The 12,703-nt window shown below is 56.6% G+C and carries 13 protein-coding genes; 10 read left to right on the top strand and 3 right to left on the bottom strand.

Translation table 11 applies throughout. The annotated features are described in order from the left end of the window. The first annotated feature begins 13 nt into the window (after positions 1 to 13). The 7 genes from sdhA to ACR0A2_RS17465 all read left to right on the top strand — a co-directional run bounded on the left by sdhA (position 14) and on the right by ACR0A2_RS17465 (position 5,445). A complete protein-coding gene (gene sdhA, locus ACR0A2_RS17435; RefSeq protein ID WP_171233106.1) occupies positions 14 to 1,819 on the top strand; it encodes a succinate dehydrogenase flavoprotein subunit in 1,806 nt (601 codons plus the stop codon). Positions 1,820 to 1,844: 25 nt separating this feature from the next. Next, on the top strand, positions 1,845 to 2,444 hold the full coding sequence (locus ACR0A2_RS17440) for a hypothetical protein (protein ID WP_480836399.1): 600 nt from the start codon (positions 1,845 to 1,847) through the stop codon (positions 2,442 to 2,444). Positions 2,445 to 2,591: 147 nt separating this feature from the next. Then, entirely contained in the window at positions 2,592 to 3,218 is a 627-nt protein-coding gene (locus ACR0A2_RS17445; protein WP_480836401.1) for a sulfotransferase, read from the top strand. Between the two features lie 31 nt (positions 3,219 to 3,249). Further along, the gene (locus tag ACR0A2_RS17450; protein ID WP_480836403.1) at positions 3,250 to 4,029 is read left to right on the top strand and encodes a succinate dehydrogenase iron-sulfur subunit; all 780 of its coding nucleotides are present in this window, start codon (positions 3,250 to 3,252) and stop codon (positions 4,027 to 4,029) included. A 121-nt stretch (positions 4,030 to 4,150) separates the two neighbouring features. Then, positions 4,151 to 4,291, top strand: a complete 141-nt coding sequence (locus ACR0A2_RS17455) for a hypothetical protein (RefSeq protein ID WP_224854515.1) — start codon at positions 4,151 to 4,153, stop codon at positions 4,289 to 4,291. A gap of 49 nt (positions 4,292 to 4,340) precedes the next feature. Next, positions 4,341 to 4,535 (top strand): hypothetical protein, encoded by a 195-nt coding sequence (locus ACR0A2_RS17460; protein WP_152456843.1) that lies wholly within the window; start codon positions 4,341 to 4,343, stop codon positions 4,533 to 4,535. A gap of 46 nt (positions 4,536 to 4,581) precedes the next feature. After that, on the top strand, positions 4,582 to 5,445 hold the full coding sequence (locus ACR0A2_RS17465; RefSeq protein ID WP_152456844.1) for an urea carboxylase-associated family protein: 864 nt from the start codon (positions 4,582 to 4,584) through the stop codon (positions 5,443 to 5,445). Positions 5,446 to 5,482: 37 nt separating this feature from the next. Here the strand turns inward: ACR0A2_RS17465 and deoD are convergent, their stop codons facing one another. From deoD to ACR0A2_RS17480, 3 genes are all read right to left on the bottom strand, one after another. Further along, the gene (deoD, locus tag ACR0A2_RS17470; protein WP_171119690.1) at positions 5,483 to 6,193 is read right to left on the bottom strand and encodes a purine-nucleoside phosphorylase; all 711 of its coding nucleotides are present in this window, start codon (positions 6,191 to 6,193) and stop codon (positions 5,483 to 5,485) included. A 17-nt stretch (positions 6,194 to 6,210) separates the two neighbouring features. Then, positions 6,211 to 6,528 (bottom strand): H-NS histone family protein, encoded by a 318-nt coding sequence (locus tag ACR0A2_RS17475; RefSeq protein ID WP_480619697.1) that lies wholly within the window; start codon positions 6,526 to 6,528, stop codon positions 6,211 to 6,213. A gap of 124 nt (positions 6,529 to 6,652) precedes the next feature. Then, entirely contained in the window at positions 6,653 to 8,620 is a 1,968-nt protein-coding gene (locus tag ACR0A2_RS17480) for a methylmalonyl-CoA mutase family protein (RefSeq protein WP_171331357.1), read from the bottom strand. Positions 8,621 to 8,764: 144 nt separating this feature from the next. Here ACR0A2_RS17480 and ACR0A2_RS17485 point away from each other — a divergent pair, with 144 nt between their 5' ends. From ACR0A2_RS17485 to ACR0A2_RS17495, 3 genes are all read left to right on the top strand, one after another. Further along, complete coding sequence (locus ACR0A2_RS17485) at positions 8,765 to 10,129, top strand: 1-acyl-sn-glycerol-3-phosphate acyltransferase (RefSeq protein WP_480836406.1); 1,365 nt, start codon at positions 8,765 to 8,767, stop codon at positions 10,127 to 10,129. A 136-nt stretch (positions 10,130 to 10,265) separates the two neighbouring features. Beyond that, positions 10,266 to 11,549, top strand: coding sequence for a crotonyl-CoA carboxylase/reductase (gene ccrA, locus ACR0A2_RS17490; protein WP_170346380.1), 1,284 nt, complete (start codon positions 10,266 to 10,268; stop codon positions 11,547 to 11,549). A gap of 368 nt (positions 11,550 to 11,917) precedes the next feature. Then, positions 11,918 to 12,637: a helix-turn-helix transcriptional regulator gene (locus ACR0A2_RS17495; RefSeq protein WP_480836409.1), complete on the top strand. Its 720-nt coding sequence runs from the start codon at positions 11,918 to 11,920 to the stop codon at positions 12,635 to 12,637. Positions 12,638 to 12,703 lie beyond the last annotated feature (66 nt).

The following is a 12,703-nucleotide window of genomic DNA, read 5'->3' on the forward strand; positions in this document are numbered from 1 at the left end:
GGAGCTGAAAGAAATGGCTGCATACGAATACGAAACGCATGAATATGACGTGGTCGTTGTCGGCGCCGGTGGGGCCGGTCTGCGGGCAACATTGGGTATGGCGGAACAAGGCCTGCGTACGGCCTGCGTGACCAAGGTTTTCCCAACCCGTTCTCATACCGTGGCCGCGCAGGGTGGCATTGCCGCGTCGCTATCGAATATGGGCCCCGACCATTGGCAATGGCACATGTACGATACCGTCAAGGGCTCGGACTGGTTGGGCGATACCGACGCGATGGAGTACCTCGCCCGCGAGGCGCCAAAGGCGGTCTACGAGCTGGAGCACTATGGCGTTCCGTTCAGCCGGACAGAAGAGGGTAAGATCTATCAGCGCCCCTTCGGTGGACACACCACTGAATTCGGAGAAGGTCCTGCGGTACAGCGCACCTGCGCAGCCGCCGACCGGACCGGCCATGCGATCCTGCATACTCTGTACGGGCAGTCGCTGAAGAACAACGCCGAGTTCTATGTCGAGTATTTCGCCATCGACCTGATCATGTCCGAAGACGGTCAGTGTCAGGGTGTCGTCTGCTGGAAGCTGGACGATGGCACCATGCATGTCTTCAACGCCAAGATGGTGGTGCTGGCTACGGGTGGCTACGGCCGTGCCTATTTCAGTGCGACCTCGGCCCATACCTGCACCGGTGATGGCGGCGGCATGGTGGCCCGTGCTGGGCTGGCCTTGCAGGATATGGAATTCGTTCAGTTCCACCCCACCGGCATCTACGGTTCGGGCTGTCTGATCACCGAAGGCGCGCGCGGCGAGGGCGGGTACCTGACAAACTCGGAAGGTGAACGGTTCATGGAGCGCTATGCGCCCCAGTACAAGGACCTCGCACCGCGCGATTACGTTTCGCGCTCGATGACCATGGAAATCCGCGAGGGACGTGGCGTAGGGGCCGAAGGGGATCACATTCACCTGAACCTCAGCCACTTGCCTGCCGAGGCTCTGGCGGAGCGCCTGCCCGGCATCTCGGAAAGCGCCAAGATTTTTGCGGGTGTGGATGTCACGAAGGAACCGATCCCGGTTCTGCCCACCGTGCATTACAACATGGGCGGTATCCCCACGAACTATTGGGGTGAGGTTCTGAACCCGACTGCCGACGATCCGACTGCGGTTGTTCCCGGTTTGATGGCCGTTGGCGAAGCCGGTTGTGCCTCGGTCCACGGTGCGAACCGACTGGGGTCGAACTCGCTGATTGACCTTGTGGTCTTTGGCCGGGCGGCAGCGATCCGCGCTGGCAAGGTTGTCGACGCCGAATCCCCCAACCCGGTTCTGAACCAGGCGTCGGTCGACAAGGCGTTTGACCGTTTTGATGCGGTGCGTAACGCCAGCGGTTCAATCCCAACCGCTGATCTTCGGCTTGAGATGCAAAAGACCATGCAGGCGGATGCGGCCGTGTTCCGAACCGCCAAGACCATGGCCGAAGGCGTCGAGAAGATGACGGCGATTGCCGCAAAGATGGACGACCTGAAGGTCACAGACCGTTCGTTGGTCTGGAACAGCGATCTGATGGAAACCCTTGAACTGACCAACTTGATGCCAAACGCGCTTGCCACCATCGTCGGCGCCGAGGCCCGCAAGGAATCCCGAGGGGCCCACGCGCATGAGGACTTCAGCGAGCGTGATGACGAAAACTGGCGTGTTCACACGGTCAGCCGGGTTGAGGGCAGCAAGGTTGAGCTTAGCTATCGTCCGGTCATCGTTGATCCGCTGACGACCGAGGACCAAGGCGGTATCAGCTTGCAGAAAATCGCGCCCAAAGCGCGGACGTTCTAAAGGGCGGGTCAGGAACAGGGGCGAGATGGCAGAGTTTTCTTCGACCGATTATTGGCAACGCCGATATGAGCGCGGCAAGACCTCGGGAGCGGGGTCTTACGGGCGTCTTGCCGTCTACAAAGCGAATTTCATCAACACGATGGTCGAGATGGAAGGCGTGGACTCGGTTGTAGAATTGGGATCGGGCGACGGAAATCAGGCGCAATTGTTTGATATCCCGAAATATACCGGTTTTGATGTCTCGGACCTCTGCGTTCGTCGCTGCAACGAAGTTTTTCGATCCCGCCCCAATTGGGTGTTCAAAAACGCCGATTCCGAGGTTGAGCCGCATGACGTTTCTCTTTCGCTGGATGTCATTTATCATCTGACCGAAGACAGCGTTTTCGAGAACTACATGCGGCGGTTGTTCGGGCTGGCAAAGCGTTTTGTCGTTATCTATTCGTCTGATTTTGACCAGAACCCTTCCAACCAGCATGTGCGCCATCGCCCGTATTCCCTGTGGGTTGAAGAATTCATGCCCGGCTGGCAGCTCTATTGTGAAGAAGAGAACCCGTTTGCCGTCAAAGGGCATGCGCATGCCTCAAAGAACAGCTTTGCCGCGTTCAAAGTGTTCGAGCGGAGTTGAACGTGTGACTGGCGTAAGCACCATATCGACCCGGGAAGCCAAACAAGCCGCTTTTGATCCTGTCACATGCCGGAAGGGCGCTCAAAAAAGCGCAAGTCATGGTGAAATTCCAAGCGCATCGCGGTATATGCCTTGCTGGTGCTTGCAATGACGGTCGAGAAACTCCAATCCGGTCAAAGCGATCCCAAGATCATCCTGATCGGCTTGAACCGCTGTGCGACGACCTCGTTTCATAAGCTGTTTCAGAACAACGGGATTCCTTCGGTGCATTGGGAAGATGAACAGGGTCTAAACCTTGCACATCGCATGGTAACCAATATTGCCATGGGGCGCAGACCGCTGGATGGGTTTGGTGCCGTTCGGGCCTTCACCGATATCGCCTTTGTCAATTCGCGCTTCATGCTGGACGGCGCGCGGTTCTTTCGTGAGCTGCACGCGGCTTACCCCGATGCCTATTTCTTGCTGAACACGCGCAATCGCGATGACTGGATCGCATCACGTGCCAACCATTCCGGCGGTAGGTACCTAGAGCGATGCTGCAAGGCCAATGGACAGACGGCCGACGAGGTAAAACGGGGCTGGGCGCGTATGTATGACGTGCACCATTCCGAGGTCGAAGCTTTCTTTGACGACAACCCGCGCTTTCTGCGCTTTGATATCGACCGGGACGATCCGCAAAACCTTGCGGATTGGCTTTCGCCGGATTTTGACGTGAACATCGCCCATTGGGGGCATTATAACCGAGGGGCGTCTGAATGCGCCCGGACAGGCTGAAAGGCGGCCTTGTGCTGAATGGAGAATTGACATGGTTCAACTGACCCTGCCCAAGAATTCCCGGATTACCACCGGCAAGACCTGGCCAAAGCCGGACGGCGCCACGAACGTGCGCAAGTTCCAGATCTATCGTTGGAACCCCGATGACGGGCAGAACCCGCGTGTCGACACCTATTTCGTTGATATGGATACGTGCGGTCCGATGGTGCTGGACGCGCTGATCAAGATCAAAAACGAGATCGATCCGACGTTAACGTTCCGCCGGTCTTGCCGCGAAGGCATCTGTGGATCTTGCGCGATGAACATCGACGGGATCAACACGCTGGCCTGTATCTATGGCATGGATGAGATCAAGGGCGATGTGAAAATCTATCCGCTGCCGCATATGCCGGTGGTCAAGGACCTGATCCCTGATCTGACTCATTTCTATGCCCAGCATGCGTCCATCATGCCGTGGCTGGAAACCAAGACCAATCGTCCCGCGAAAGAATGGAAACAGTCCATCGAAGATCGCAAGAAGCTGGACGGTCTCTATGAATGCGTGATGTGCGCCAGCTGCTCGACCTCATGCCCCAGCTACTGGTGGAATGGCGACCGCTATCTTGGCCCCGCGGCTTTGCTGCATGCCTATCGCTGGATCATCGACAGCCGGGATGAAGCCACCGGTGAACGTCTGGATGAGCTGGAAGATCCGTTCAAGCTCTACCGCTGTCACACCATCATGAACTGTGCCAAGACCTGCCCGAAAGGTCTGAACCCGGCCAAGGCGATTGCCGAGATCAAGAAGATGATGGTCGAGCGCGCGATCTAAACACAGACCCGATTTGCGATTTTCGCATGTCCATCTTGCAAAAACAGGCGATGCAGCCCCGGCTGCATTGCCTTATTTTTTGGGCAGGGAGGAGTGATGAGCTTTAGTCAGGATCACTCCAATGAGCAAAGACACATCCAAACGGAAAACCGACGCCCAAGAGGCGCTGGAACTGCTTGAACAGGCATGGGCCTATTACACGCCCGAACCTGCGAAGGCTGACAAGGAACCAGAGCTTTTCGAATACGCAAACGCAGCCTGATACAGGCGGCAAGGCTTGCAAACTGACGGTTTATCGGCAAAGCAGAGGGATGCCTGTTCTTCTGCTTCTTCTGGCGGCCGGCGTGTTTGCCTATTTCCTCTGGCGCTCGCGCCATTCCGGGCTGACACGTGATTGCAGGTGGCGCCAGGACAAGAGCCACGGCATCTGGCGGTGCAGCTTCTGCGGTGCCGAAATAACTGCACTGGACCAACCATTGCGGTGCTTGAAGGCGCGTGACGCCTGAAAGATAGGGCTTTCCGAGGGCTGAATAATACGCCACTCTGCCCGGCATGACCGTTTCAGAAAACACTCTACAACCGCCCGAAGATGCCGAAGCCCGTCGCGCGGTCGCCCCTGTCATCTGTTACCCGAACGAGGCATTGCCGCGACCGGATGTACCTTGGATGAAGTCCCTTCGCGCACGCGCAAGCAAAACGGGCGAAGTGCTGGTGCCGCCACGCGATGCGCGTTGTTTTGAAGTGCCTGCCGGCCATTTCTTTCGCATCACTTCCGTCGAGGGGCCGCAGGTTGGCGATCTGAACCTCTGGAACCGAAACGACCTTTCGGAACGCTTCTATTCCGGAAAAACCCGGGCGCTGCATGGCACGCATCTGACCACCGGAGAGCGGATGTGGTCCAGTTTTCCTCATCTGCGCCCGATGGCCACGATTATTGCGGATACGCTGGAGTGGTACGGGATCGATTCCTATGGGGGGTCGGTTCATGACGTCATCGGTACGCGATGCGATCCGTATACGGGCAACCTTTTGTCCGGTACGCAATACCATCATTGTTGCCATTCCAACCTGACCCGCGCGCTTGCGGATCACCTCAATATTCCGCTGGCCGAAGCCGAACCAGCGGTGCACGACGTACTGAACGTCTTCATGTGTACCGGTTTCACCCGCGACACGGGTCAGTACTTCATGAAAGCCTCACCCGTGCGCCCGGGAGATTTTCTGGAATTTTTTGCCGAGATTGATTTGCTGGGCAACCTCAGCGCCTGCCCGGGCGGAGATTGTTCCTCGGAACACTCTTCGGACACGGCTGCATGCTACCCCTTGCTGGTCGAGGTGTTCGCGCCTGCCAATGGTGATTTGAAGGGGTGGGATAGCCCTGCGAGCAATGGTTATGATCGCTCGCACGGGCGTTAGCAACGGCAGGCACCCGTTTCCTCGTGCCTGCCCACCATCAGCTGTTGGGGAACGCCGCCTGAAGCGCGATTTCCACCATTTCACCAAAGCTGCTTTCACGTTCTGACGATGGCAGAGCCTCTCCGGTCAACAGGTGATCGGAAACAGTCAGAACGGCCAGAGCGCGGCATTTGTGGCGCGCCGCCAGGATATAGAGTTCGGCCGCTTCCATCTCGACCCCCAGAATGCCGTGACGCACCATCTGTTCGTTGAGATCTGGACGCTCGTCATAAAAGACATCTGACGAGTAAATTCCACCAACATGGGTCGGCGTTCCCTTGGCGGCAGCCGCTGTGGCGGCAGCTTGCAGCAGCCCCCAATCGGCGCAGGGCGCAAAGTTGAGCTCTTTCATGATGCCGCGCGACGGCGTGCTCAGCGTGGTTGATGTCATGGCCAGAATAACGTCACGAATTTTGACGCTGTCCTGCATCCCCCCGCAGGATCCGATGCGGATCAGGGTTTTCGCATCGTAATCGCGGATCAACTCGTTTACATAAATGGAAAGAGACGGCATTCCCATGCCGCTTCCCTGAATTGTCACGGGATTTCCCTTCCAGTTTCCGGTAAAGCCAAGCATTCCCCGAACGTTATTGACCTGTTTGACATCGTCCAAAAACGTTTCGGCCGCCCATTTCGCCCGGTAGGGATCACCGGGCAAAAGAACGGTTTCAGCTATTTCGCCTTTTTCGGCGCCAATATGAATTGTCATTTTCAAAAACGCTCAGATTAGATTTCCAGATCAGAAATATCCACGCCTGCGGTCAGCGCGTCATGCACCCATTGAGGTTTGCGGCCGCGACCGGTCCAAGTTTGATCTGGATTTTCCGGGTTGCGGTATTTAGCCTTTGTTTTTGTTGGCTTAACGCTGCGCGACGTTTCTCCGGACAGTTCAGACAAAGAGAAGCCGAATTCTGCCGCAGCCTTTTCTGCGGCTTTCAAAGCTTCCTGACGTTCGCGTTTTTCTGCCCTGATCAAAGCTTTCTCAATGTCATTGCGCAAAGCCAAAAGGTCTTTGCGTGACATATTCTCAAGATTGATCCCCATCATTCTTCTCCATCAGATAATAATTACGGTGCACATGAGCGCGCACCGTAATTCCAAATATCAGCTTATTCCATCCCGAATTTTTCAGAGACGGAAACAGGAGAAAAAATGCCTTGCAGATAATTTACTCTGCGGCGAGGTTCCGAGGATCCGCCAGAGTAACAATATCGCCCATTATCGAATTGAGTTCGAAGTTTTTCGGGGTGTAGACCTTGGCTACACCCATGGATTTCAGTTTTTCGGCATCTTCGTCCGGAATAATGCCACCCACCACGACTGGGATATGAGACAACCCCGCCTGCCGCAGACGTTCCATGACGTCTTTGACCAGTGGCAGGTGGCTGCCAGACAGGATCGACAATCCAATGACATGCGCATCATCTTCGCGGGCGGCCGCAACGATTTCTTCGGGTGTCAGGCGAATGCCCTCATAGCTGATGTCCATACCGCAATCGCGGGCACGGAAGGCGATCTGTTCGGCACCGTTGGAATGGCCGTCCAGTCCGGGTTTGCCTACAAGGAACTTCAGACGCCGGCCCAGCTTGTCGCTGACGGCATCAACAGCGGCACGCAGGTCGTCCAGCCCTTCGGTCTTGTTCGAAACAGACCCGGAAACACCGGTTGGGCCGCGATAGGTTCCATAGACTTTGCGCATCTCTTCGGCCCATTCGCCCGTCGTCGCGCCGGCCTTTGCGGCGGCAATGGACGGTTCCATGATGTTTGCCCCGGTCTGTGCCGCTTCGCGCAGCGCGGCCAGGGCCGCTGCTACGGCCGCTTCGTCCCGTTCTGCGCGCCACGTATTTAGGCGGTCGATCTGTTCTTGTTCCACGGCAGGATCAACAACCATGATGCCACCGTCGTCGGTTTGAAGCGGTGATGCCTCGCCTTCGATCCATTTGTTCACACCGACAACAACGGTTTCGTTGCGCTCGATCCGGTTCAGGCGTTCAGCGTTGGAATCTACCAGTCGGGACTTCATGTATTCGATCGAAGCGACCGCGCCGCCCATCGAATCCAGGTTGGCCAGTTCGGCCCGTGCGCCTTCTTTCAGTTCTTTCACTTTGGCATCGACAGCGGGGTTTCCGTCGAACAGGTCGTCGTATTCCAGCAGATCGGTCTCATAGGCCAGGATCTGCTGCATCCGCATCGACCACTGCTGGTCCCACGGGCGCGGCAGACCCAGCGCCTCGTTCCAGGCGGGCAACTGCACCGCTCGGGCGCGGGCATTCTTCGACAGGGTTACGGCCAGCATCTCGATCAGGATGCGATAGACGTTGTTTTCGGGCTGCTGCTCGGTCAGACCCAGAGAGTTCACCTGCACGCCATAGCGGAATCGACGGAATTTCGGATTTTCAACGCCATAGCGTTGTTGCAGGATCTCATCCCAAAGATCCACGAAGGCACGCATTTTGCACATTTCGGTGACAAAGCGGATGCCAGCATTCACAAAGAAGGAAATCCGACCGCAGAGCGCCGGGAAATCCTCGGCAGGTACACGTGGGCGCAATTCGTCCAGCACGGCGATGGCAGTGGCTAGGGCATAGGCCAGTTCCTGCTCTGGCGTCGCACCCGCCTCTTGCAGGTGATACGAGCACACGTTCATCGGGTTCCATTTCGGAACATTGGTATAGCAATACTCGGCTACGTCCGCGATCATCTTGAGCGACGGTTTGGGCGGGCAAACATAAGTGCCGCGGCTCAGGTATTCCTTGATCAGGTCGTTTTGAACCGTGCCCTGTAGTTTGGATACATCCGCGCCTTGCTCTTCCGCGACGGCGATATAAAGCGCCAAAAGCCATGGCGCAGTGGCGTTGATCGTCATCGAGGTGTTCATCTGCTCAAGCGGGATTTGGTCGAACAGAACCCGCATGTCGCCCAGATGACAGACCGGCACACCGACCTTGCCGACTTCACCGCGGGCCAAAGTGTGGTCGCTGTCATAGCCTGTTTGCGTGGGCAGATCGAAGGCCACGGACAGGCCGGTTTGGCCTTTCGCAAGATTCCCCCGATAAAGCGCGTTCGAGGCTTTGGCCGTGGAATGACCGGCATAGGTTCGGATGAGCCAGGGGCGATCTTTCTGCGTCTGCGTCATAGCGGGGCCTCGCGTTTCAGTGGGCAATAAAATTTCGTCTTGAGGTTCTAAAGCGCAATTTTCGGGACATGTCAATTCGCTGCGTTGCGGCATGCCGCAATTGTTCAGATTGTGGGCAGCTGTGATTGGTGGCAATCTGCCGCCATGACGCAAACCGTGGAACTTCCGCTTTGGCTTTTCGTGCTGATCGTGGTCTTTGCCATGGTCACTTTCGCATCGCATTTCCTGTTTCCGTCCGTCCGCTGGTTTTTCCGTCGCAGGTTGGAACGCGCGGTGGCGCGCCTGAACCAGCGCCTTCAACGCCCGATCCAGCCCTTCAAGCTGGCGCGTCGACATGACATGATCCAGCGCTTGATCTATGATCCGCAGGTCGGTCAGGCGGTTCAGCAACATGCGCGTGAAACCGGCATGCCCGAGGCCGTCGCCTCGGAGCAGGCACGTCGTTATGCCCGAGAGATCGTTCCGTCATTTTCGGCCTTCGCCTATTTCAGCTTTGCGATCCGGTTGGCCCGCTTGCTGAGCAACACATTCTACGAGGTACGGCTTAGCTACCAGGACGAAGAATCCGTCAGGAACATTGACCCCGAAGCTACGGTTGTCTTTGTCATGAACCACCGGAGCAACATGGATTACGTTTTGGTCACGTATCTTGCGGCCCGACATTCTGCGCTGTCTTATGCTGTAGGAGAGTGGGCCCGGGTCTGGCCGCTCAGCCGATTGATCCGGGCGATGGGGGCGTATTTTATCCGGCGCAAGTCCGGTAGCGAACTCTATCGTCAGGTTCTGTCCACCTATGTGCGCCACGCAACCGAAGCCGGCGTAACTCAAGCCATGTTTCCAGAAGGCGGGCTGAGCCTGACCGGGGCCATTGCGCGCCCCAAGCTTGGACTGCTCAAATACATTATGGATGGAACGTCGCCACAGGGGCGCGATGTGGTGTTTGTCCCGGTTGCCCTGAATTACGACCGTGCGTTGGAAGACACCATCCTGACCCGCGCGGCACTTGGAACAGAGCGGCGGTTTCGCGCGCGGATCGGCGTCATCACGCGCTGGATAGTGAAACAGATCTGGCGTCGTTTGATCGGCCGATACAAGCGGTTCGGTCTGGCGTCCGTCCGGTACGGCAGGCCGATCTCTCTGAGAGAATTCCGGGCCAAGGGCAGCGACGACATGATGACGGATTTGGCCCGGGCGCTGATGCAACGTATCCAGCATGCTATTCCGCTTGTGCCGGCACCAGCGGCCTGTTTGCTGGTGCGCGACAACGGCCCGATGTCCGAAGAAGATGTGCTGTCACAAATCCGACAGATGATGGAGCGCGATGATCCGCAGACCAAGGACAATTCGCAGGCCATAACAAATGCTTTGGATCAACTGGTTGAACGCCGGATTCTGAACCGACAGGGGAATATGCTGTCCGTATCAGGTCAGCGCAGCGATCTTCTGGACTATTACGCCGCATCCGTCCCGGCGGATTCACGTAACCAGGTTTCTGCATCCGCAAAATAACTTTCTGCAACCGCTGGGTCATAAAATTACAATATGGCGCCAAAAACGGTTGCAATATTACTCAGCGCCCAATATTCCAGTCTGTGAAGCGCGCGATTCTGCGTCGCGGCAAAGGCACTGAACAGAGGAGGCCGGCATGGCTTTGGACACCGAAAGTGGTATCGCGTCGTACGAGGCACCTGAAAAAGATCTGTATGAAATGGGTGAAATCCCGCCCATGGGATATGTCCCAAAGCAAATGTACGCTTGGGCCATCCGCAAAGAACGTCATGGTGAACCGAACACCGCCATGCAGCAGGAAGTTGTGGATGTTCCGACCCTGGACAGCAACGAAGTGCTGGTTCTGGTTATGGCCGCAGGGGTCAACTACAACGGCGTCTGGGCCGCTCTGGGGCAGCCGATCAGCCCGTTTGACGGCCACAAAGCACCCTACCACATCGCGGGTTCGGATGCGTCGGGCATCGTTTGGGCCGTTGGCGACAAGGTGAAGCGCTGGAAAGTTGGCGATGAGGTTGTGATCCACTGCAACCAGGACGACGGCGATGACGAGGAATGCAACGGCGGTGATCCGATGTATTCGCCCAGCCAGCGGATCTGGGGCTATGAAACACCGGATGGCTCGTTCAGCCAGTTCACCCGCGTGCAGGCACAGCAGCTTATGCCGCGCCCCAAGCATCTGACATGGGAAGAAGCGGCGTGCTACACCCTGACGCTGGCAACCGCGTACCGGATGCTGTTTGGCCACGAACCGCACGATCTGAAACCGGGTCAGAATGTCCTGGTCTGGGGTGCGTCGGGCGGTCTAGGGTCCTACGCGATCCAATTGATCAACACCGCAGGCGCAAATGCGATCGGTGTGATTTCAGACGAAAGCAAGCGTGATTTCGTTATGGGTCTGGGCGCCAAAGGCGTTCTGAACCGTCGTGACTTCAACTGCTGGGGTCAATTGCCCACGGTCAACACACCGGAATATGCCGAATGGTTCAAAGAGGCCCGCAAATTCGGCAAGGCGATCTGGGACATCACCGGCAAAGGCAACAATGTCGATATGGTGTTCGAACACCCGGGTGAAAGCACTTTCCCAGTGTCGACCTTCGTTGTGAAAAAAGGCGGTATGGTCGTGATTTGCGCCGGAACATCGGGTTTCAACTGTACATTCGATGTGCGCTACATGTGGATGCACCAAAAGCGTTTGCAGGGCTCGCACTTTGCTCATCTCAAGCAGGCGGCAGCCGCGAACAAGCTGATGGTCGAGCGCCGCCTTGACCCCTGCATGTCCGAAGTGTTCACGTGGAATGACCTGCCCGAGGCCCATATGAAAATGCTGCGGAACGAGCACAAGCCGGGCAATATGTCCGTTCTTGTTCAGGCGCCGCGTACGGGTCTGCGTACCCTCGAGGAAGTCCTGGACGCAGGCTAACAACCCGCCAGGGTTGTAGACAAAAAACGCCCGCGAATCACCTTGCTGGTTCGCGGGTGTTTTACGTTTTTCAGTCCCCTGACGATCTTTCAAATGCTTGCAATTTTGCCCATCGCTATTTTTGGGGAGTAGAAACCGGCGAATAGGCCAAAAAAGATCATACATGTTATGGTTGTGTTAACCCTTCGTTAACTGTTTCAGAGAGACCCTGATGGCGCAAAATGAGTGGATATTGGACGTATTGTCGGACCTCAATGCTTTCGCCGTTGCGAATGGTTTGAGCGCGCTTGCAGAGCAGCTTGATGACACAAGACTGATCGCGGCTGCCGAGATTGCGTCCATGAAGAACGAGGCACGGGCGCCCGCGGATGGCAACGAAGGTCGATTTGGGTCAAATCCTTCAGGATTTGGAAGACACCAACACGCTTGAAGAACTCAGCGCCGTAGCTGAGCGTTTGCGGGACGCGTTGAACGTCGAGCACCTGACGTATCACTGGGTTGACGGTGCCGGAGATCAATACGGCTACACCACCTATTCAGACGCCTGGGATGAGCGCTACAGGGAAAAAAACTATCACCGTATCGACCCAGTGATCTTGGGGTGTTTCCAGCGGTTTCACCCGGTTGACTGGAAGTCGCTGGATTGGTCCGGCAAGGTGGCAAAGGCCTTCCTTCTGGATGCGCAAAACCATGGCGTTGGAAATCAGGGGTATTCCATCCCAATTCGGGGTCCAAATGGTCAGTTCGCACTGTTCACGGTCAACCACAGTTGTGATGATCAAACCTGGAAGAACTTTATCTCGGCTTACGGGCGTGATTTGATTCTTGTTGCGCATTACATAAATCGCAAGGCGCTGGAGTTTGAAAAAGACAGGCAGCCGGACTGCCCGCGCAGCTTGTCGCCAAGGGAAATCGACGCGATCACACTTTTGGCGTTGGGATACAGCCGCGCCCAAGTGGCCCATTCCCTGACGATTTCCGAGCATACGTTGCGCGTTTACATTGAAAGCGCGCGCTCAAAGCTGGGCGCACATAACACAACCCACGCAATCGCCACGGCACTCAGCCGGGGATTAATAGTGGTTTAAGAGGCGAACGGCCTCCACACGCAAAATTAACCACGACTCTGTACTCACTTCGTTCCTGCACAGGAC

Source organism: Ruegeria sp. H8 (assembly GCF_056532905.1).